At 64.7% G+C, this 20,610-nt stretch carries 19 protein-coding genes; 16 read left to right on the top strand and 3 right to left on the bottom strand.

The genetic code is table 11. The features are described from left to right. Positions 1 to 10 precede the first annotated feature (10 nt). Positions 11 to 916, top strand: a complete 906-nt coding sequence (locus tag M1247_RS27635; protein WP_317159601.1) for an SDR family oxidoreductase — start codon at positions 11 to 13, stop codon at positions 914 to 916. 75 nt (positions 917 to 991) lie between these two features. Here M1247_RS27635 and M1247_RS27630 read toward each other — a convergent pair whose 3' ends face one another. The 3 genes from M1247_RS27630 to M1247_RS27620 are packed head-to-tail and all read right to left on the bottom strand — an operon-like array spanning position 992 to position 2,998. Beyond that, complete coding sequence (locus M1247_RS27630) at positions 992 to 1,444, bottom strand: nitroreductase family deazaflavin-dependent oxidoreductase (RefSeq protein WP_317159600.1); 453 nt, start codon at positions 1,442 to 1,444, stop codon at positions 992 to 994. Positions 1,445 to 1,453: 9 nt separating this feature from the next. Further along, positions 1,454 to 1,828: a DUF8021 domain-containing protein gene (locus tag M1247_RS27625; RefSeq protein ID WP_317159599.1), complete on the bottom strand. Its 375-nt coding sequence runs from the start codon at positions 1,826 to 1,828 to the stop codon at positions 1,454 to 1,456. A 6-nt stretch (positions 1,829 to 1,834) separates the two neighbouring features. After that, positions 1,835 to 2,998, bottom strand: coding sequence for a steroid 3-ketoacyl-CoA thiolase (locus M1247_RS27620; RefSeq protein ID WP_317159598.1), 1,164 nt, complete (start codon positions 2,996 to 2,998; stop codon positions 1,835 to 1,837). Positions 2,999 to 3,119: 121 nt separating this feature from the next. Here M1247_RS27620 and M1247_RS27615 point away from each other — a divergent pair, with 121 nt between their 5' ends. From M1247_RS27615 to M1247_RS27545, 15 genes are all read left to right on the top strand, one after another. Further along, positions 3,120 to 4,394, top strand: coding sequence for a cytochrome P450 (locus M1247_RS27615; protein WP_317159597.1), 1,275 nt, complete (start codon positions 3,120 to 3,122; stop codon positions 4,392 to 4,394). Between the two features lie 27 nt (positions 4,395 to 4,421). Further along, positions 4,422 to 5,426 (top strand): acyl-CoA dehydrogenase family protein, encoded by a 1,005-nt coding sequence (locus tag M1247_RS27610; protein ID WP_317159596.1) that lies wholly within the window; start codon positions 4,422 to 4,424, stop codon positions 5,424 to 5,426. Positions 5,427 to 5,457: 31 nt separating this feature from the next. Then, positions 5,458 to 6,621, top strand: a complete 1,164-nt coding sequence (gene fadE29 / locus M1247_RS27605) for an acyl-CoA dehydrogenase FadE29 (protein WP_317159595.1) — start codon at positions 5,458 to 5,460, stop codon at positions 6,619 to 6,621. Continuing rightward, positions 6,618 to 7,577, top strand: a complete 960-nt coding sequence (locus M1247_RS27600; RefSeq protein WP_317159594.1) for a bifunctional MaoC family dehydratase N-terminal/OB-fold nucleic acid binding domain-containing protein — start codon at positions 6,618 to 6,620, stop codon at positions 7,575 to 7,577. The genes fadE29 and M1247_RS27600 overlap by 4 nt, the downstream gene beginning before the upstream one ends. Continuing rightward, positions 7,574 to 8,002, top strand: a complete 429-nt coding sequence (locus M1247_RS27595) for a MaoC family dehydratase (RefSeq protein ID WP_458695258.1) — start codon at positions 7,574 to 7,576, stop codon at positions 8,000 to 8,002. Before M1247_RS27600 ends, M1247_RS27595 begins: the two co-directional genes overlap by 4 nt. Then, the gene (locus M1247_RS27590) at positions 8,002 to 9,159 is read left to right on the top strand and encodes a 17-hydroxy-3-oxo-4-pregnene-20-carboxyl-CoA lyase (RefSeq protein WP_317159592.1); all 1,158 of its coding nucleotides are present in this window, start codon (positions 8,002 to 8,004) and stop codon (positions 9,157 to 9,159) included. Before M1247_RS27595 ends, M1247_RS27590 begins: the two co-directional genes overlap by 1 nt. A gap of 75 nt (positions 9,160 to 9,234) precedes the next feature. Next, the gene (locus M1247_RS27585) at positions 9,235 to 10,314 is read left to right on the top strand and encodes a hypothetical protein (protein WP_317159591.1); all 1,080 of its coding nucleotides are present in this window, start codon (positions 9,235 to 9,237) and stop codon (positions 10,312 to 10,314) included. 42 nt (positions 10,315 to 10,356) lie between these two features. Further along, the gene (locus tag M1247_RS27580; protein WP_317159590.1) at positions 10,357 to 11,118 is read left to right on the top strand and encodes a hypothetical protein; all 762 of its coding nucleotides are present in this window, start codon (positions 10,357 to 10,359) and stop codon (positions 11,116 to 11,118) included. 444 nt (positions 11,119 to 11,562) lie between these two features. Continuing rightward, positions 11,563 to 12,537 carry a LuxR C-terminal-related transcriptional regulator gene (locus M1247_RS27575; RefSeq protein WP_317159589.1) on the top strand — a complete coding sequence of 325 codons (975 nt, stop codon included), beginning with the start codon at positions 11,563 to 11,565 and terminating at the stop codon, positions 12,535 to 12,537. A 169-nt stretch (positions 12,538 to 12,706) separates the two neighbouring features. Beyond that, positions 12,707 to 14,491 (top strand): glutamine--fructose-6-phosphate transaminase (isomerizing), encoded by a 1,785-nt coding sequence (gene glmS / locus M1247_RS27570; RefSeq protein WP_317159588.1) that lies wholly within the window; start codon positions 12,707 to 12,709, stop codon positions 14,489 to 14,491. 4 nt (positions 14,492 to 14,495) lie between these two features. Next, entirely contained in the window at positions 14,496 to 16,025 is a 1,530-nt protein-coding gene (locus M1247_RS27565; RefSeq protein WP_317159587.1) for an AMP-binding protein, read from the top strand. Continuing rightward, on the top strand, positions 16,025 to 16,246 hold the full coding sequence (locus tag M1247_RS27560; protein ID WP_317159586.1) for an acyl carrier protein: 222 nt from the start codon (positions 16,025 to 16,027) through the stop codon (positions 16,244 to 16,246). The genes M1247_RS27565 and M1247_RS27560 overlap by 1 nt, the downstream gene beginning before the upstream one ends. Continuing rightward, positions 16,243 to 17,628, top strand: coding sequence for a flavin monoamine oxidase family protein (locus M1247_RS27555; RefSeq protein WP_317159585.1), 1,386 nt, complete (start codon positions 16,243 to 16,245; stop codon positions 17,626 to 17,628). The genes M1247_RS27560 and M1247_RS27555 overlap by 4 nt, the downstream gene beginning before the upstream one ends. After that, positions 17,625 to 19,046, top strand: a complete 1,422-nt coding sequence (locus tag M1247_RS27550; protein WP_317159584.1) for a KamA family radical SAM protein — start codon at positions 17,625 to 17,627, stop codon at positions 19,044 to 19,046. The genes M1247_RS27555 and M1247_RS27550 overlap by 4 nt, the downstream gene beginning before the upstream one ends. After that, positions 19,043 to 20,608, top strand: a complete 1,566-nt coding sequence (locus tag M1247_RS27545; protein ID WP_317159583.1) for a sugar transferase — start codon at positions 19,043 to 19,045, stop codon at positions 20,606 to 20,608. Before M1247_RS27550 ends, M1247_RS27545 begins: the two co-directional genes overlap by 4 nt. Positions 20,609 to 20,610 lie beyond the last annotated feature (2 nt).

The following is a 20,610-nucleotide window of genomic DNA, read 5'->3' as shown; positions in this document are numbered from 1 at the left end:
GACATCTCAGATGGGACTGCTCGACGGCCGCGTGGTCATTGTTACAGGTGCCGGCGGCGGCATCGGCCGCGCGCACGCGCTGGCATTCGCCGCCGAAGGGGCGCGTGTGGTGGTCAATGACATCGGCGTGGGTCTGGACGGATCGCCCGCCGGTGGTGGCAGTGCCGCACAAGGCGTGGTCGACGAAATCGTCGCCGGCGGTGGCGAAGCCGTCACCAGCGGGGCCAATGTCGCCGACTGGGCGCAGGCAGAAGGGCTCGTCCAGACCGCGGTCGACGCCTTCGGTGGTCTCGACATCCTGGTGAACAATGCAGGCATCGTGCGGGACCGGATGTTCGCGAACACCTCCGAAGAGGAATTCGACGCCGTCACCGCCGTGCACCTCAAGGGACACTTCGCCACGATGAAGCACGCGGGGGCCTACTGGCGCGCACAGTCCAAGGCCGGAAACACCGTGGACGCCCGCATCATCAACACCAGCTCCGGTGCCGGCCTGCAGGGCAGCGTCGGGCAGGCCAACTACAGCGCGTCCAAGGCCGGTATCGCGGCCCTGACGTTGGTCGCCGCGGCCGAGATGGGCCGCTACGGCGTCACGGTCAATGCGATCGCCCCGTCCGCAAGGACCAGGATGACCGAGACGGTCTTCGCGGAGATGATGTCCACGCAGGGCGCCGAATTCGACGCCATGGCACCGGAGAACGTTTCGCCGCTGGTGGTGTGGCTGGGCAGCGTCGAGGCCCGTGACGTCACCGGCAAGGTGTTCGAGGTGGAAGGCGGCAAGATCCGCGTCGCCGAAGGCTGGGCCCACGGCCCGCAGGTCGACAAGGGCGCGCGCTGGGATCCGGCCGAACTCGGCCAGGTCGTCACCGACCTCCTGGCCAAGTCGCGTCCGCCGGTCCCGGTCTACGGGGCCTGATTTTGCCGGCGAGCAGACGCGGCGGTACTCCAAACTGTCGGGTTTGGGGTACCTACGCGTCTGCTCGCGGGGAAGCTACGGGTCGCAGAGGATGATCGGGATCTTCCGATCGGTGTAGGTGCGGTAGTCGGCAAAATCGGGATACATGGCGTCGAGCTTCGGCCAGTACTCGTCACGCTCGGCGTCGGTGGCCTCCCGGGCGACGAGGTTGAGCACCTCGGTCTTGGTCTGGAACGACACCTTGGGGTCGGCCTTGAGGTTGAGATACCACATGGGATTGGTCGCGCGTCCGCCCTGCGAGGCGACCAGCACGATGCGCTTGCCCTCCTGCAGGAACAGCAGCGGGCTCTCCCGCGGCTCGCCGCTTTTGCGTCCGGTGGTGGTCAAAATTCCGACCGGCGCCCCGCGCAGGAACTTGTCGCCGAACCTGCCGCCCGACTTTTTGAAAATCCACGTGTTGGCCCGCGACATCTGCTTGATGAGGAAGCCGACGGGCTTCGAATTGAGTGCTCTGGGCGGGTTGGCCATGGTCTGGACCTATCGCCCGATGAACGGCGTGAGAGTGGCGCGGATGTGGTGGATTTTCCCGTCCGAGGCGGGGATCAGGAACGTCTCGTCGACATGCGAGCACACGCGCCGCCCGGCCAGACGGGGCTTGGTCAGCACGTCGAACCGGGCCCGGATGTGGTCACCGTCGACGGTGAACTCCGGCGTCGTCGTCTCTTCGATCAACCGGAACTGTGGCCCCCGATTCAGGCTGCGGCGCAGATGATCTCCGGACCGGCCGGTCTTGAGGCCCATCTCGATGCGGATGCAGCCCGGCGCGAACGGCACCGCGTCGGCCTGATGGGTGACGAGCGCATCGATATACGCCTGAGCCGCCGCGATGCGCTCGGTGTCGGAGAAAGGCACAGGCTCTCAGATCCGCTCGATGATCGTGCCGGTCGACAGTGCGCCGCCGGCACACATCGTGATGAGCGCGGTGGTCTTGTCGGTGCGCTCGAGTTCGTGCAGCGCGGTGGTGATCAGCCGGGCGCCGGTCGAACCGACGGGGTGCCCCAGGGCGATCGCACCGCCGTTGACGTTGACCTTGGACATGTCGGCATCGTGCACCTGTGCCCAGGACAGCACCACCGAGGCGAAGGCCTCGTTGATCTCGACGAGGTCGATGTCGCCCATCTTCATGCCGGCCTTCTCCAGCACCTTGGCGGTGGACTGCACGGGCCCGTCGAGGTGGTAGTAGGTCTCCGCGCCGACGTTGGCCTGGCTGACGATGCGGGCGCGTGGCTTCAGGCCAAGGGCTTTCGCTTTGTCCTCGTCCATCCACAGCACCGCAGCGGCACCGTCGGAGATCTGCGAGGACGTGCCCGCGGTGTGGATACCCCCCTCGATCACCGGCTTCAACGCGGCCAGTCCTTCGGCGGTGGTCTCCCGCGGGCCCTGGTCGCGGGTCACCGGGGCCCACTCGGCGGTCGGCTGCTTGTTCTCGTCGAGCACCGGGGCGGAGATCGGCGAGATCTCCCGGTCGAAACGGCCCTCGGCCCAGGCCTGCTTGGCCTTGGTCTGGGAGGCCAGGCCGAGCGCGTCCACATCGGCGCGGGTGATGCCGCGACGCTTGGCGATGCGTTCTGCGGCGTCGAACTGGTTGGGCATGTCGATGTCCCACGACGAGGCGCGGATGATGGACCTGTCCGGCCCGGCGTTGGCACCCAGCCCGACCCGGCTCATCGCCTCGATTCCGCACGCGATGCCGATGTCGATCGCGCCCGTCGCGATCAGGCCCGCGATCAGGTGGTTGGCCTGCTGAGCGCTGCCGCACTGGCAGTCGATGGTTGTTGCACCCACGTGCTCGGGCAAACCTGCGGTCAGCCAGCCGACCCGGGTGATGTTGTTCGACTGCTCGCCGTACTGCGTGACGCAGCCGCCGATGAGCTGTTCGACGTCTCCGGCATCTATGCCGGCCTTCTCGACCAACGCCTTCTGCACCGCGCCCAGGAGTTCGGTGGCGTGCAGGCCGGACAGCCAGCCGTTGCGCTTGCCGATCGGGCTGCGGGTGGCTTCGACGATGACAGGTGTACCCATGAGGTCAGGCTAGAACACGTTTCATTAGTCTGACAAGCGACGATGTGACCGTGCCTTTTATCTGCTACGAAGGCATGTTTTACTGGAACTAGAACACGTTGCATTCCAGGAGCTGACACCTATGCCATGCCCGAATATTTCCGACGATTTCGACTTCCTCGACGCGACCTTGAACCTTGAGCGCCTCCCGGTCGCTGAACTCGCCGAACTGCGCGAGTCCGAGCCCGTCCACTGGGTCGACGTGCCCGGAGGAACCGGCGGCTTCGGTGACAAAGGTTACTGGTTGGTCACCAAGCACGCGGACGTCAAGGAGGTGTCCAAGCGCAACGACATCTTCGGTAGCTCGCCCGACGGTGCCATCCCGGTATGGCCACAGGAGATGACGCGCGAGGCCGTCGATCTGCAGAAGGCCGTGCTGCTGAACATGGACGCGCCTCAGCACACCCGTCTGCGCAAGATCATCTCCCGCGGTTTCACCCCGCGCGCCGTCGGCCGGCTCGAAGCCGAACTCGCCGAGCGCGCCCAGAAGATCGCCGAGAGTGCCAGGGCGGCCGAGACCGGCGACTTCGTCGAGCAGGTGTCGTGCGAGCTGCCGCTGCAGGCCATCGCCGGCCTGCTGGGAGTGCCGCAGGAGGACCGCGACAAGCTGTTCCGCTGGTCCAACGAGATGACCGCGGGCGATGACCCCGAGTACGCCGATGTCGATCCGGCGATGTCCTCGTTCGAGCTCATCAGCTACGCCATGAAGATGGCCGAGGAACGGTCCAAGAACCCGACCGACGACATTGTCACGCAGCTGATCGAAGCCGATATCGACGGCGAGAAGCTGTCCGACGACGAGTTCGGTTTCTTCGTCGTGATGCTCGCGGTGGCCGGCAACGAGACCACGCGCAACTCGATCACGCACGGCATGATCGCGTTCTCGCAGCACCCCGAGCAGTGGGAGCTCTACAAGCGCGACCGTCCCGACACCGCGGCCGACGAGATCGTCCGGTGGGCCACTCCGGTGTCCGCTTTCCAGCGCACCGCGTTGGAGGACACCGAGCTGGGCGGTATCAAGATCAAGAAGGGCGAGCGGGTGGTGATGTCCTACCGTTCGGCCAACTTCGACGACGAGGTCTTCGAAAACCCGCACAGCTTCAATATTCTGCGCAATCCGAACCCGCACGTCGGGTTCGGCGGCACCGGAGCGCACTACTGCATCGGCGCCAACCTGGCCCGGATGACCATCAACCTGATCTTCAATGCGGTCGCCGATCACATGCCGGATCTCAAGCCGATCGGTGACCCGGAGCGGTTAAAGTCGGGTTGGCTCAACGGCATCAAGCACTGGCAGGTCGACTACACCGGCGCCGGCGGGCCGGCAAATCCGGCACAGTGTCCCGTCAGCCACTGAGCCGAAATCGGATCGAGGAGGATTCGGGTGGACTTCACACCGAACCCGGAACAGCAGGCTGTCGCCGATGTGGTGACGTCCGTGCTGGAGCGGGACAACAGTTGGGACGCATTGGTCTCCGGCGGGGTCACCGCCCTGGCGGTGCCTGAACGGCTGGGCGGTGACGGGCTCGGTCTGCTGGAGGTCGCGACCGCGCTGACCGAGATCGGCAGGCGCGGCACCATCAGCCCCGCGTTGGCCACTCTCGGCCTCGGCCTGGTGCCGCTGCTGGACCTGGCAACAGATACCCAGCAGGACCGCTACCTGGCCGATGTCGCCAAGGGTGCGCTGCTGTCCGCCGCGCTCAACGAACCCGGCACCTCGCTTCCGGACCGGCCGTCGGTCACGTTTGCCGATGGGAAACTCAACGGCACCAAAATCGGTGTGCCCTACGCCGAGTCGGCGAAATTTCTGGTGGTCACCGCAGATACCGCGGTCGTCGTGGTATCGCCGCAGGCCTCCGGCGTGACAGTTACCAAAGTGCCGACCGCCACCGGCTCCGACGAGTACGTGGTGACGTTCGCCGATGTCGCGGTTGGCGCCGAGGACGTCCTGGACAGTGCCGGTGTGGCGCGGGTCAACCAGCTCGCGCTGGCGATGACGGGCGCGTTCGCCGCAGGCCTGGTCGCGGGGGCGCTACGGCTCACCGCCGACTATGTGGCCACCCGCGAGCAGTTCGGCAGGCCGTTGTCCACCTTCCAGACTGTCGCAGCCCAGCTGTCCGAGGTCTACATCGCTTCGCGCACCATCGATCTGGTGTCCACCTCGGTGGTCTGGCGGCTCTCCCAGGGCCTGGACGCCGGCGACGACCTGCTCATCCTCGGATACTGGTTGACCGCCCAGGCGCCTCCGGCAATGCGCATCTGCCATCACCTGCACGGTGGTATGGGTATGGACATCACTTATCCCATGGACCGCTACTACTCCTCGATCAAGGATCTGACCCGGCTGCTCGGCGGTCCTTCGCATCGTCTTGACCTGGTGGGAGCATGACATGGGCGAGCGAAGCGACGGGAACTAAAACATGTACATCGAGCTGACACCCGAGCAGCGTGCGCTGCAAGCTGAACTGCGACAGTATTTCTCGACACTCATCACCCCCGATGAGGCCGCGGCGATGGAAACCGATCGCCACAACGAGGCCTACCGTTCGGTGATCAAACGGATGGGCTCCGACGGCAAGCTGGGCGTCGGCTGGCCCAAGGAGTACGGCGGCCTCGGGTTCGGGCCGATCGAGCAGCAGATCTTCGTCAACGAGGCCAACCGCGCCGACGTACCGCTGCCGCTGGTGACCCTGCAGACCGTAGGCCCCACCCTGCAGGTCTACGGGACTGAGGAGCAGAAGAGGAAGTTCCTACCCGGGATCCTTTCGGGTGACATCCATTTCGCGATCGGCTACTCCGAACCGGACGCCGGTACCGACCTGGCCTCGCTGCGGACAACCGCGGTGCGCCATGGTGACGAGTACATCGTCAACGGACAGAAGATGTGGACCACCGGTGCCCACGACGCCGACTACATCTGGCTGGCCTGCCGCACCGACCCGACAGCGGCCAAGCACCGCGGCATCTCGATCCTCATCGTCGATACCAAAGACCCGGGCTACTCGTGGACCCCGATCATCTTGTCCGACGGCGCCCACCACACCAACGCGACCTATTACAACGACGTGCGGGTGCCCGCCGACATGCTGGTCGGTGAGGAGAACGGCGGTTGGAAGCTGATCACCACGCAGCTCAACCATGAGCGGGTCGGCCTCGGTCCGGCCGGTCGGGTGGCCGGCATCTATGACCAGGTCCACGCCTGGGCCTCCAAGCCGGGTTCGGACGGGGTGACGCCGATCGAACACGATGACGCGCGCCGGCTGCTCGGCCAGATCAAGGCGATCTGGCGGGTCAACGAGCTGCTCAACTGGCAGGTGGCGGCATCGGGCGAGACGATCGCTGTCGCGGATGCGGCCGCCACGAAAGTCTTCTCCACCGAACGTATTCAAGAGGTCGGCCGGCTCGCCGAGGAACTCGTCGGCAAGTACGGCAACCCCGCAGATCCGGATACCGCCCACCTGCTGGACTGGTTGGACAAGATGACCAAGCGCAACCTGGTCATCACGTTCGGCGGTGGCGTCAATGAGGTGATGCGCGAGATGATCGCCGCATCGGGTCTGAAAGTACCGAGGGTTCCGCGATGAGCGAATTCGACGATGCGGTCGCGCAGGTCAAGGCGGCAGGCCGCAGCAAGCCACGGGTCGGTCGGGATCCGGTGAACCAGCCGATGATTCATCACTGGGTGGACGCCATCGGCGACAGGAACCCGATCTACGTCGACGAGGCGGCCGCCAAAGCGGCCGGACACCCCGGCATCGTGGCACCGCCTGCCATGATCCAGGTGTGGACCATGATGGGGCTCGGCGGTGTGCGGCCCGACGATGATCCGCTGGGCAAGATCATCGAGATCTTCGATGCCGCAGGGTATGTCGGTGTGGTGGCGACGAACTGTGAGCAGACCTACCACCGTTATCTGCAGCCCGGTGAGGAAGTCAGCGTCAGCGCTGAGCTCACCGACGTGATCGGGCCCAAACAGACCGCTCTGGGCGAGAGCTACTTCATCAACCAGAAGATCACCTGGCAGGTCGGCGACGAGGATGTCGCCGAAATGGACTGGCGGATCATGAAGTTCATCCCTGCCGATAGGGCGTCCAAGGCGGAGATCCCCGCAGACCTGGACCCGGAGAAGCTGATGCGGCCTGCCGCGTCCAAGGACACCCAGTTCTTCTGGGACGGCGTCAACGCACATGAGCTGCGGATCCAGCAGCGTCCCGACGGGACGCTGCAGCACCCGCCGGTGCCTGCGATGTGGAAGGACCACCAGGATCCGGTAGGGCCGTCCGATTATGTCGTGGCGTCCGGAGCCGGCACCGTATTCAGCTACGTCGTGCACCACGCGCCGAAGGTGCCGGGCCGCAGCCTGCCGTTCATCATCGCGCTCGTCGAACTCGACGAAGGCGTGCGGATGCTCGGCGAGCTGCGCAACATCGACCCCGCGAAGGTGCAGATCGGAATGCCAGTGCGCGCAACCTTTATCGATTTCCCGGACAGCGATGTCAGCCCGGCGTGGACGTTGTACACATGGGAGCCGGCCCAGTGAGCGCGCCGGTGATCGCGGTCGGTACCAAACTGCCCGAACTCGAGCTCTACGGCGATCCGACGTTCATCGTCTCCACGGCAATCGCCACGCGCGATTACCAGGACGTCCATCATGATCGGGACAAGGCGCTGGCCAAGGGTTCCAAGGACATCTTCGTCAACATCCTCACCGACACCGGCCTGGTGCAGCGGTATCTCACCGACTGGGCCGGTCCGTCGGCGCGGATCAAGTCGATCGGGCTTCGGCTCGGTGTGCCCTGGTATGCGTATGACACCGTGACCTTCCGCGGAGAGGTCACCGCGGTGGATGCCGCGGACGCGAGGAGCAAAGATGGCGCCAGCGTGGCGACGGTGAAAGTGGTGGGCAGCAACAGTCTTGGCGACCACGTCATCGCCACCGCAACTCTCACAGTGGGGGACAACTGATGCTCTCCGGTAAGGCGGCCATCGCCGGTATCGGCGCCACCGACTTCTCCAAGAATTCCGGCCGCAGCGAGCTGCGGCTCGCCGCGGAAGCGGTGCTCGACGCGCTGGACGACGCCGGCCTGTCGCCCTCAGATGTCGACGGCCTGGTGACCTTCACGATGGACTCCAACCTGGAGACCGCGGTTGCCCGCTCCACCGGGATCGGGGAGCTCAAGTTCTTCAGCCAGATCGGTTACGGCGGCGGTGCGGCCGCCGCTACCGTGCAGCAGGCGGCGCTTGCGGTCGCGACCGGCGTGGCCGAAGTGGTGGTGGCCTACCGCGCCTTCAACGAGCGTTCGGAGTTCCGCTTCGGCCAGGTGATGAGCGGTCTGACGACCAATGCGGATTCGCGCGGGGTCGAATACAGCTGGTCCTACCCGCACGGGTTGAGCACACCGGCCGCCTCGGTGGCGATGATCGCCCAGCGGTACATGCACGAATACGGCGCGACGAGTGCGGATTTCGGCGCCGTGTCGGTGGCCGACCGCAGGCATGCCGCGAACAACCCCAAAGCGCACTTCTACGGCAAGCCGATCACGATCGAGGATCACCAGAACTCCCGGTGGATCGCCGAACCGTTGCGGCTACTGGATTGCTGCCAGGAAACCGACGGCGGCGTCGCGATCGTCGTCACCACCCCCGAGCGGGCCAAGGATCTCAAGCATCGGCCGGCCGTCATCGAAGCGGCCGCTCAGGGTGCGGGTGTCGACCAGTTCACCATGTACTCGTACTACCGCGACGAGCTCGGGCTGCCCGAGATGGGGCTGGTGGGCCGCCAGCTCTGGCAACAGAGCGGCCTGTCACCGGAGGACATCCAGACGGCCATCCTCTATGACCACTTCACCCCCTACACGCTGATCCAGCTGGAGGAGCTGGGATTCTGCGGCAAGGGCGAAGCCAAGGACTTCATTGCCGGTGGCGCGATCGAGATCGGTGGCCGGCTGCCGATCAATACCCATGGCGGCCAGCTCGGCGAGGCGTACATCCACGGGATGAACGGCATTGCCGAAGGAGTGCGCCAGCTGCGGGGCACCTCGGTCAACCAGGTCGACAAGGTGGAGCATGTGCTGGTCACCGCGGGCACCGGGGTGCCGACTTCTGGCTTGATCTTGGGATAAAGGTGCGTTGCCACCCCGCTTCGACACGGTAATCTTTGCTACACACAGCAGGACGCGTGGAAGGGGGGCCGTGTCGTGGGCATGATGCCTGACAGCAGCCCGTTCGGATCTCAGACGGTGACGGGCCCCGGCTGGCCGAACGTCGACGAAGAGCAGCTCACCGCAGCCGCGGCATCGTATGAGAAGTTAGCCGCGAAGATCAGCGGTTCGGTCGTGCCCGAGCAGCACGGTCAGCTGATGAAGCTGTCCGAGGTGTGGCAGGGCGGTGGATCCGCGGCCGCCGCCGGTGAGGCCACCACGATGATCGCCGGGCATGAGGCGAACGCCGCGCAGGCTCAGGCGATCGCCACCTCGCTCACTGCCATGGCGGCCGCGGTCGTCCAGACGAAAACGGCGGTCAACGCCGCTGCACAGGAAGTGCAGCAGGAAGTGACCGCACTGCAGGCGCTCCCGTTCAGCAACAAGCAGGAGCTGATCGAGAGCCGCATCAAGATGGGGCTTTCGCAGAACATCGCCACCGTTACCGCGGGCACCACCGAGCTTGCGAGCAGCCTCGGCACTGTCGCCAACGTTCCGCAGGTCAGCACCCCGCCGACGGCCCAGGCTCAGCAGGCCGGCCAGCAGATGATGCAACAGATGATGCAGATGGCGGGTCAGCTGCCCCAGATGCTCGGCCAGCTGGGACAGATGCCACAGCAGATGATGCAGCCGCTACAGCAGCTCTCGCAGCCGTTGCAGCAACTGACGCAGATGTTCGGTTCGGCAGGCAAGGGGGGTACCGGCGGAGGGCCGAGTCCCTTCTCGGCTTTCTCCAATCACCCCGCGGCGGGCGGGTCAGGCCCGAGCGGAGGCGCCGGCCTGGTCAAGGCCGCCGGATTGCCCGGTGGCGGCGGCGGTGTCGGTCCGCAGACTCCCGTGATGGCCAAGCTCGTCGGCAGTACCGCACCGGTTTCGGTCGCGGCCGACCAGGCCGCGGCTGCCACCGCGGTCGGCGGAGTCGCGCCGGTTGCCGCCGGTGGAATGGGCGGCGGCATGGGCGGTATGGGAATGATGGGTGGCCAGCGCGGGACAAGCGGAGGCTCCGCCACGGGCCTGTCTCTGCCCGCACCGCTGGAATACGACCTTGGTGACGAGGACGTCGACGATGACTGGTGAGCCGGTCGTGATCTCAGCCGTGAACGTAGATGGAGGTCCCCGATGAATCAGCCGATGACCACACCCGGTGCGCTGAACTGGAATGCCGCACCGATACAACTGCCGGAGATGCCGACGATCGCGCCGGGCGAGGATGCCATGAGCATGACGATCGCCGGACTGCTTCCGACCCTGGCTGCGTCGTTGACTGCGAACGTCACGGCACTGTCGGCCAAGGAGAACATGTTCAACGGGAAGCTCGGCGACGCTCAAGGCGCGTACGAGAACGCCGACCAGGCCGGCCAGCAGGGCGTCGGGCAATTGGGCCAGATGATGGGTCAGCTCGGCCAGATGGGCCAGATGGCAGGCGCGCCGGCACAAGCCGCGGGACAAATGGGTGGGCAGTTCGGTTCGCTGATGGAGCCGCTGATGAAGGCCATGGAGGGTGCCAAGGGCGGGGACGGCGACAAGGGTGCTCCCGGTGGCGGCCAGGCCGGGCCCGGCCAGGGACCGAACAATCCGCAACAGCAACAGGCCGAGCGGGAAGCCCGGCAGAACGAACGCGACCACCAGCAGGACGAGCGGGAGACCCGGCAGAACGAACGTCAGGCCGCCCAGGACGCACGCGAGTCACAGCTCAACGAACGGTCTGCACCAGCCGGATCGTCGGGAGCCCCGGCCGCCGCTCCGCCCGCGGCTGCCGCCGGACCCAGCGAGAATCGGCCCAGTGCCGGGCCCGCGCCGGTGGCGCCGCCTCAGGCTCCGGTGGCCCCGCATGAACCACCGCGTCATAGCGGCGACGACGATCTTGCACGCCGGATGTAGATCCCGCCGGATCTGCCGACCAAGCCTCCAGCAAAGAATATGCTGCGGTCGCCCGAGTTTCCGTGCCAGTTGCCTTGCTGGCCGAATGTCATGATTCTCCTATGCGCGCTGCGGCAAAGATGGAACGTCGGTGCGGACCGCAATTGAGCTCAAACCTGTTTTCAGTATCATTCCGGTAACAAAAATGCCGAAAACAAACTTAAGGTATGAAAAAGCCGTCCGCATAGGACGTTTAGTCTGGTGATCTTGTGGTACCAGGGCTGATGCGCCTGCGGCTTGAGCGGCCCGCATGTGGCTGTCGAGCGACCTAGTTGCGACCGCAATATTTGCCTCCTGCCTCGTATTTGTTCCGTTGACGCCAGTTATGGCAAACGCATACCATCGGCGAAACCCTGACTGGGTCGTCGGGGAGCACCACATTTTCGTCGGGGAGGAGAGTCGATAGTGCAGCATGTGCGCCCCGCAGAGGGAATGACCAGCGAAAATTTCGGGCTTGACCGAGATCGTGGAGGACAGGTCCGCGAACTAGGGCAGCCAGACAAATTCCAGCTACTTGATTCGGTCGCCGGCGTCGATGAACTACCGGATGACCCGGATGCCGGCCTTGGCACGGTGTCCGTCCATGCCCCAGGCAACGGACGAGCTGCGGCAAACTCGCGAGCATTCTCAGCGCCAGGGGGGCGTCTGGATGGCGATCCGTCGTTGACCGCGGGAGTCTGGGCGCATTCGTACCGGGAGAAGCTTGGTGTTTTCGGCCTACTCCACGACACCAGGATATTGGTCGTCGATGACTGCACCCTCTACCGCGAGTACCTGGCAGGCGCTATTGCCTCACAGGGCGCTCTTGTTCCCGGGGTGGCCTGGGATCTGCCTTCGTTGATCGCGGCATTTGATGCGACGCTGCCGCGCGTCATTCTGCTGAATATGGCGACTCGTGACAGCGCGACGCTATTGCGGCACGCTTTGAATATGAGCGCGCATGTGCGCGTGGTGGTTTCCGGATTATCCGAGGACGACGAATCGGAAATTGTGGCATGTGCCGAGGCGGGTGTGGCGGGTTACCACTTACGTAATGAGTCCCTGGAGGACTTGCTTGTATTGACACATAAGGTAGCTGCCGGCGAATCGCTGTGTTCGCCACGAGTTTCGGCGATACTGCTCCGACGGTTGTCAGCCCTGGCTTCTCAGCGGCAGCCGGCTGCCAAGGAACTGGTCCTTACAGCCCGTGAGATCCAGATCTTGAGGATGCTGGAACTAGGCCTGTCCAATCGCGACATTGCCGAGAAGCTCTGCATCGCAGTTCACACCGTGAAGAACCATGTACACAGCCTGCTGGCCAAGCTGGGTGTGAGTACGCGTGCTCAAGCAGCGGCGCTTGCCCGCACGGTGCTGCATGCCGAGGATCCTCCCAGGAACTAGTTCGCGATCTAGTGCTAGGTCCAATCCCAAAATCGCTCGATTGACCCATATACCAACAGCTTTCAGACATCCATAGTAAAGGGGTGTTTGGAGAGTTAACTCAGAGTCATCCGTCAGGGTCGCTGGATGCTGAGCCACCATTCCCCGGCTTCGATCGAGGGGCCCGGTGATGTGCGGAATCATTGCGTGCCGGACAGATCGGCCGGCAATCGAATACCTGCGGGTGGGATTGCGCCGGCTTGAATATCGCGGCTACGACTCTGTCGGAGTCGCACTGGGGACCACGTCCGGGGACGTTATCCGGTTACGCACCACCGGGCGGATCGGCGCCTTGGAGGAACTGCTGGACCAGTGGACCGGCCCCGCATTCGACGGGGTAGGGATCGGGCATACGCGATGGGCGACCCACGGGGGCGTCAGTGAAGGAAATGCCCATCCCCACGCCGACTGCACCGGAACAATCAGCCTCGTCCACAACGGCATTATCGAGAATGCCGCCGATCTGCGGGCCGAGCTGTCGGCTGCCGGGCACCGGTTCGCGACGACAGTCGACAGCGAGGTGCTGTGCCATCTGATCGAGGATGAACGACGCAGTTGCGGGGATCTTGCCCAAGCTGTGCAGCATGCGCTAGCCAGGGCTCAGGGGTCGTGGGCGCTGGCTGCACTGGAGCGCGGTACCGGATGTATCACAGTGGCTGCCAACGGGTCTCCTCTGCTGGTGGCCCACACCCCACACGGTGACTTCGCAGCCAGTGACATTGCCGCGATCGCCGACTGGGTAGACGAGTTTCGAGTACTCGATCACGGGGACGTCGTCGAACTCACGAATGGCCGATGGAGCCGTTCGGGATCAGCCGTACGACCACCGGTAGCCACCCGCTGCAGGTGGCGTGGCCGAGATGTCCAACTCGACGGCTACACGGACTACATGGCGAAGGAAATCGACGAGCAGCCCCAAGCGGCTGCCAGGGTCCTCGATGAATTGGTTGACGGAATCGCAAACGGTGCGGTCTGGAAGCAACTTGGATTGCCACGGTTCGAACGGTTGAGGCTCATCGGGTGTGGAACGTCGTTGAATGCAGGCGGCGTGATCGCCAACTTGACGCGCCAGCTCGGTGGAGTACCTGTGACTGTCTCTGTGGGGAGCGAAGCTGCCGCGGACGTACCCGATGAGCATCAGTTGTGCGTGGCGATAAGTCAGTCCGGCGAGACCACCGATGTCCTGCGGGCAGTCGAATCTCCGTCAATGGGCGAGGCGCCGTTGGTGGCGCTGACCAACAATTCACATTCCACACTGGCGCGGCTCGCCGACGCTGTCATCGGCTGCTCCGCCGGCCCGGAGATCGGGGTGGCCGCCACCAAGACGTTCGTGTGCCAGGTGATTTCTGGTGCAGCACTGATGATGTCGGCGCTCGTCGCCACGAATCGGCTGTCCAGAGCATCGGCCACCAGGTTTGTTGACGATCTCCGGCGCTTGCCGGACCAGTTGGCCGCCGCCGGTGCGGTTTCCAAGTGCGTCGTGCCGCCGATCGTCGACGACCTCGTCTCGGCAGGCGGCTTCATCTTCATCGCCCGCGGAACGGGCCTACCGTACGCGGCCGAAGGTGCCCTCAAACTCAAGGAACTCACCTACCGGTGGGCCGAACACTACCCGGCCGGCGAACTCAAGCACGGCCCCCTGGCCCTGATCGACCTTGGCACACCCGTCGTTGTCGTCGACAACGGCGACGCCAAGCTGGCCGTCAACGTCGCAGAGGTTCAGGCTCGCGGCGGTCGCATCATCACTATCGGCTCCGCGGACAGTGCGATTCCCGTGATCGACAACCCGGCGGCGCCGTGGGGTCCGATCACCGCAACCGTGCCGCTGCAGATACTGGCCCGCAACCTTGCCCTTGCGTTGGGGCGGGATGTCGACAAGCCCCGAAACCTCGCCAAATCGGTCACGGTGGAGTGAGGACATGTTGCATGCACAGTTGGCAGCTGCCAACGGAATCGACATTCCCGAAAGCAACCTTGTCGGCGATGTGGTGGCGGACTTCGCCGCCGCGGCCCGAGACTGGCCGCATCGCGCTGCTGTCGTGCACAGCGGGAGCAGCATCGAGTATCGAGATCTCGCAGCGTGGGTCGGCGCTACCGCGTCGGGTTACCGGGCACGCAGAACAGGTGCCGCCGGATCAGCCGGTCTGATCGGTGCACTGGTCTCGCACACCCCCGCTGTAGTCGCTCACCTGTTGGGGATACTGCAGGCCGGCGCCACCTATTGCCCGATCGACGCGAGCCTTCCTGCCGCCCGAAAAGAGATGCTCGCCTCGGTGCTCGGCCTGGACCGATTGTTCGTCGCCGCCGGAAGCCCACACGAACCGATGGACCAACTGCCGCAGCCGTTATGGCACCCCGGCGACCCAGCCTATGTGTTGTGTACTTCCGGTTCCACCGGGGCGCCGAAGCCGGTGGTGGTCTCGCGGGGTGCCCTGACGGTCACGGTGCGTGCGCTACGCCGCCTCTTCGCCCTGACCCCCGAGGACCGCGTGCTCCAGTTCGCCTCGCTCGGCTGGGATACCTGCTTGGAGGAGATCCTGCCCGCGCTCACCGCAGGCGCGGCATTGGTTTTCGACGATGAGGCCCATTCCGGCTCATTCCCACGGTTCGTTCGCATGCTGGAGGCGCGTGAAATCACCGTGCTCGACCTGCCGACGGCGTTCTGGCACGAACTGGTGTTCTTCCTGCACGAGGAGGGCGCGACACTGCCGGCCTGCGTCAGGCTCGTGGTGATCGGCGGTGAACGGATCGATCCGACCCGATTGCATCAGTGGCGTGCTCTCGAGCTCGGGCACATCAGATTGCTCAACACCTATGGGTGCACCGAAACGACGATGATCACCCATGCGGTGCAGCTGAGCGGCCCTGGGACCGAGCCCGATGTCACGTCGCACGGCGCAGAGGCGCCACTCGGGCGACCGCTGCCCCACGTGCGCGACCACCTGACCGATGAGGGTGAACTGCTGGTGTCGGGGCCCTCATTGGCCACGGGGTACCTCGGGTTGCCGGAACTCACCGCGACCGGGTTCCCGATCGACGATCACGGCTGGGGAGCGACCCGATGGTTCCACACCGGAGATCTGGTCATGCGCGTCGAACACGGTCTGCTGTACGCACTTGGCCGGACCGATGAGCAGGTGAAAGTCCTTGGCGTTCGGGTCCATCCGGCTGAGGTGGAGATGCAGCTGACCGCCCACCCGGCGGTAGCGGGCGCCGTCGTGACCGGTGAACGGCGGCTGGGCCGTACCGTCCTGACGGCCTACGTAGTCGCGGCCGGCGCAACTACCGCGGGTGAGTTGAAACGCTATCTACGCGATCGGTTACCCGGCCAATTCGTGCCCAGCCGAGTGGAATTCGTCGACGCGCTGGCCTACACCGCCAGCGGAAAAATCGATCGGACCGCAACGCGGCTTGCCGCGGCGGACTATGGCAACAAAGGAGCAGGTTGATGAGCCCGGACCATATTGTGCAGATCTTCCGTCGGGTTCTCGATGCCCCACGGGTGTATGCGAACTCCGATTTCTTCGAACTCGGCGGAGATTCGTTGCTCGCCACCCGCGTGCTCAGTGCAATCGCACGTGAATTCGGGCCGGAACTCTCATGGGAGGACTTCATCGAAAACCCCTCGGCGGAGGGGCTGTTCGCCAAAGTTGCCGCCGTGGTGCCATGAACGGGCCAGGCCTGCGGGTCGTCGTGGTCGGTGCCGGACTGGCCGGACTGACGGCTGCGGTCGATTTGGCCACCGCGGGCGCGGATGTCACAGTGTTGGAGGCCCGTGATCGAGTGGGCGGCCGGATGCACGGCGTCGGAATGTCGGGCGTCGTGGCCGACGGGGGTGCTGCGTATCTGGGCGTGCGGCACACCGAGTTACTCGCGTTGATCCGGGAACACGGGCTTGACGTGGCATCGACAGCGATGACCGGCGACAGCACGTTCCTGATGTCGGATCACCGGACGACGACAGCGAGCCGGGTGCCTCCGCTGGACGCAGTCGCGTTGGGCGAACTGTTCGATCGGCTTGAGGATCTCGTCGGACAGGTCCGGACTGACGCGCCGTGGCAGAGCCGCCAGGCGGGACGTCTCGACCGGATGTCCGCCGCGCGTTGGCTCGCCGAGGAGATCAGGCATCCCGACGCGGGTACGTTCTTCCCACTGTTCATCGGGGAGATGATGGCGGCCGATCCGACGGCGATATCTGCTCTGCACATGGCGTTCTATCTACGCTCCGGCGGCGGCATCCGCTATCTCAACGCGTTCGAGGGTGGGGCTCAGCAGTGGCGGATCGACGGAGGCGCGCACTTACTGACCCTGGCGCTCGCACGACGGCTCGGCGACCGGGTGCGGCTGGGCCATCCGGTCTGTGCGATCAAACAGGACGCCGGCGAGGTCGTGGTGCAGACCGTCCCGGATGTTGCGCACACCTGTTCGGAGTATCGAGCCGATCAGGTGGTCGTCGCCATACCCCCGCTGTTGGCGCAGCGCATCGAATTCCGTCCCGCACTGCGCATGCCGCGAGCCACGGCGGCAACCGGCCGGGGCTGCGCGGTCAAGGTCCACCTGAGCTATCCGACTCCGATGTGGCGTGAGTCTGGCTTGTCCGGCTGGTCCGTGAGCTCGGCCGGACCGTTGTTGTCCACGGTCGATGATTCTCCGCCGGATGGATCTGCCGGTGTGCTCACGGGATTCGTCACCGGGGCGGCGGCATCAGCCTTCTCCGCACTTTCGGCGGCCGAGCAGCGGGAGGCGGTGCTCGCCCACACCCGCGTGCTCTTTCCGCAGTTGCCACCGCCGACGCAGTGCACGGTGACCGACTGGCTGGCCGAGAAATACAGCAGGGGATGCTACGCCGCGTTGTTCGGCCCCGGCGACTGGCTGCGGCTGGGGCCGAGTCTGACCGCCCCGCATGGCCGCGTTCATTGGGCGGGCACCGAAACCAGCTTGGAGTTCTTCGGGCTCATGGAGGGCGCAATCAGATCGGGTCGCCGGGTAGCAGCCGAATTGATCCACGGTACCGAACAAGTAACCGTCTCGCGAAAGGCCATGGCGTTATGACCACACTCGCCGAACGCGTTGAGAGCACTGGTTTCACCGCTGCTGCGGATCAGCCGTACACCTACCAACGTCGGAAGTTGTCCGAGCCGGATTGGCGCCGTTATCCGGGCTGGGTGCGGGTCACCGAGGCGGAGTGGCGAGAACCGCAATGGCAGCGGGCACACTCCATCAAGAACATTGTGCAATTGCGCAATGTGGTGGGAGATCTGCTCGACGAGCGATTCTATGCCGACCTGGCTGCTGATCAGCAACAGCGCGCGACCATGTCGATGTTGCTGCCGCCGCAGATGCTCAACACCATGGCTCCGCAATGTGTTCCGCACCGTGGCAGCCTCACCGAGGCGTTCTATGTCGATCCGATCCGGCGTTACATGTTGCCGGTGCTCAGCGATCGCGCCCCGGAATGGGGATCACACCCGTACGCCGAGCGGGATTCGTTGCACGAGAGCGACATGTGGGTGGTGGAGGGCCTGACCCATCGATACCCGACCAAGGTACTTGCCGAACTGCTCTCGACCTGTCCTCAATACTGCGGCCACTGCACGCGGATGGACCTGGTCGGCAATTCCACACCGACGACCATCAAGAGCAGGCTTACCCTGCAACCCGCCGATCGCCAAGACCGGATGCTGGATTATCTTCGGTCTACCCCGACGGTCCGTGACGTGGTGGTGTCGGGTGGAGATGTGGCCAACGTTCCCTGGCCGCGACTGGAATCGTTCATCATGCGGTTGCTGGAGATCGACACCATCCGCGATATCCGGTTGGCAACAAAGGCATTGGCCGCGTTGCCGCAGCACTGGCTGCAGGCGAAGGTCATTGAGGGAGTGAATCGCGTCGCGCGTACCGCCGCTGCCCGCGGCGTCAACGTGGCGCTGCACACCCACATCAACCATGTGCAGTCGGTGACTCCACTGGTCGCGGCAGCCACCCGGGCACTGCTCGACGCGGGCCTGCGGGATGTGCGAAACCAGGGGGTGTTGTTGCGCGGGGTGAACGCCACCCTCACCGATCTGCTCGACCTCTGCTTTGCGTTGCAGGGCGAGGCCAATATCCTCCCGTACTACTTCTATATGTGCGACATGATCCCCAACGCCGAGCACTGGCGAACCTCGCTGGCGCAAGCGCAACAGCTGCAGGCGGCGATGATGGGCTACCTGCCCGGATTCGCGACGCCGCGAATCGTGTGCGATGTGCCCTACGTCGGCAAGCGGTGGGTCCATCAGGCGGTGAGTTACGACCGTGAACTGGGGATCTCCTACTGGAGCAAGAATTACCGAACCGGTTTGGAGACAACGGATATCGATGTCACCAACCGCGTTTACCCGTTCTACGATCCGATCGACAGCTTACCGGTGTCCGGCCAGGAATCCTGGCGGAAGAGTGGCATGGCAACTATCCAGGGTGGTGAATCATGACCGCACCTCCCCGCGAGCTGCGGGATCGTCCGATCAGAACGCGGAACCGCGTATTCCGGCCACACTCCGGTGGCCGATCAGAATCTCCCGACCGGGTCATGCGAAAGATGGCGGAGGCCGAAGCACGCGGCCGTCAATGGAAGCGGTCGTATCGAACGCGCGTCGTGGTGACGGATTCCGTCGCCGTGGTTGCGGCGGTCGCCGTCGCCCAGCTCGGACGGTTCGGCCTACCACCGGACGGCTCACAGATCAGTCACGACTGGCTGTACATTACTGCCTACTCGATCGGCCTCGCGGCCATCTGGATCGCGGCCCTGGGACTACAGGCGTCGTGGGATCTGTCACTGGCTGGAATCGGTTCGGAGGAGTACCGCCGGGTGGTTACCGCCACCGCCTGGGTATTCGGCATCATCGCCGTCACTGATCTGCTGTTTCAAGTGGGCATTGTCCGGGGCTATCTCGCCATAGCCCTGCCGGTCGGGGTGGCCGGACTGCTCGCCGGCAGGTACTTGTTGCGACGCAACCTGGCCCGCAGGAGAGCGTGCGGTGCGTTCACGAACCAGATTGTGGTGCTGGGCAAGCCGCCTTCGGTAGTCGCGTTGTGCAACACCTTGAACCGGTGTAGTTCTGCGGGCTACCGGGTGGTCGGCGCCTGTCTGTCCGATTTCCACGGGCCGGTCGGGTCTGAGCTCGAAACGCCCACCGGATCTGTTCCGGTTCTGGGGGACGAACATTCGGTCGCGGAGGTGGTTCGCCTCACCAACGCCGATGCTTTGGCGGTTACTTCGGCCGAGCAACTCGGCCAGGAGAACATGCGGACGCTGACCTGGCAGCTCGACGCGTTAGGCATCGACCTGATCGTCGTACCGGGCATGGTCGATATCGTCGGCCCCCGGCTCAAGATCCGTCCGATTGACAATGTGCCGCTGTTCCACGTCGCCCGGCCTCGGCACGACGGTGCGTTGCGATATCACAAGCGGTTCTTCGACATGGTGTTCGGAACCGTTGCGCTGGTGATGCTCAGCCCGGTCATCGTGTTGGCGGCGCTCGCGATCAAATTCCACGACGGTGGGCCGGTGTTCTTCCGCCAGGAACGCATAGGCTACAAAGGCATTCCATTTCGCATCGTCAAGTTCAGAACGATGAACTGTGCCTCCGAGACACAGCTTGATGCAGAGCGGGCCGTCTCGGGACAGACCGACTGCATCTTCTACAAATCGGCTACGGACTCGCGCATTACACCGATCGGCGGGTGGCTCCGGAAGACGAGCATCGACGAGATTCCCCAGCTGTTCAACGTAATCGCCGGTTCTATGAGCATTGTGGGTCCGCGGCCGCTGGTGCCCGGCGAGGGCTCGTCCGTTGAGTACTTCATCGAGCGCAGGGGCCTTGTCAAGCCAGGAATGACAGGCCTGTGGCAGGTATCTGGCAGGTCTGACGCCTCTGCAGAGGAGCGCATCCGCCTCGATCACTTCTACGTCGACAACTGGTCCTATGTCCAGGACATGGTGATCATCTTGCGAACCGTGCGGGCAGTGCTCGAAGGGCACGGTGCTTACTAACC

Source organism: Mycobacterium appelbergii, assembly GCF_032883035.1.
In the GTDB taxonomy this organism is placed as follows: domain Bacteria; phylum Actinomycetota; class Actinomycetes; order Mycobacteriales; family Mycobacteriaceae; genus Mycobacterium; species Mycobacterium appelbergii.
This window is presented reverse-complemented; position numbering and strand designations above follow the sequence as displayed.

Excerpts from the sequence above, each read along its gene's own strand:
- M1247_RS27615 (WP_317159597.1), top strand. The coding sequence starts at position 3,120 with ATGCCATGCCCGAATATTTCCGACGATTTCGACTTCCTCGACGCGACC.
- M1247_RS27565 (WP_317159587.1), top strand. The coding sequence starts at position 14,496 with ATGTTGCATGCACAGTTGGCAGCTGCCAACGGAATCGACATTCCCGAA.
- M1247_RS27590 (WP_317159592.1), top strand. The coding sequence starts at position 8,002 with ATGCTCTCCGGTAAGGCGGCCATCGCCGGTATCGGCGCCACCGACTTC.
- glmS (WP_317159588.1), top strand. The coding sequence starts at position 12,707 with ATGTGCGGAATCATTGCGTGCCGGACAGATCGGCCGGCAATCGAATAC.
- M1247_RS27600 (WP_317159594.1), top strand. The coding sequence starts at position 6,618 with ATGAGCGAATTCGACGATGCGGTCGCGCAGGTCAAGGCGGCAGGCCGC.
- M1247_RS27630 (WP_317159600.1), bottom strand. The coding sequence starts at position 1,444 with ATGGCCAACCCGCCCAGAGCACTCAATTCGAAGCCCGTCGGCTTCCTC.
- fadE29 (WP_317159595.1), top strand. The coding sequence starts at position 5,458 with ATGTACATCGAGCTGACACCCGAGCAGCGTGCGCTGCAAGCTGAACTG.
- M1247_RS27560 (WP_317159586.1), top strand. The coding sequence starts at position 16,025 with ATGAGCCCGGACCATATTGTGCAGATCTTCCGTCGGGTTCTCGATGCC.
- M1247_RS27545 (WP_317159583.1), top strand. The coding sequence starts at position 19,043 with ATGACCGCACCTCCCCGCGAGCTGCGGGATCGTCCGATCAGAACGCGG.
- M1247_RS27550 (WP_317159584.1), top strand. The coding sequence starts at position 17,625 with ATGACCACACTCGCCGAACGCGTTGAGAGCACTGGTTTCACCGCTGCT.
- M1247_RS27555 (WP_317159585.1), top strand. The coding sequence starts at position 16,243 with ATGAACGGGCCAGGCCTGCGGGTCGTCGTGGTCGGTGCCGGACTGGCC.
- M1247_RS27620 (WP_317159598.1), bottom strand. The coding sequence starts at position 2,998 with ATGGGTACACCTGTCATCGTCGAAGCCACCCGCAGCCCGATCGGCAAG.
- M1247_RS27580 (WP_317159590.1), top strand. The coding sequence starts at position 10,357 with ATGAATCAGCCGATGACCACACCCGGTGCGCTGAACTGGAATGCCGCA.
- M1247_RS27635 (WP_317159601.1), top strand. The coding sequence starts at position 11 with ATGGGACTGCTCGACGGCCGCGTGGTCATTGTTACAGGTGCCGGCGGC.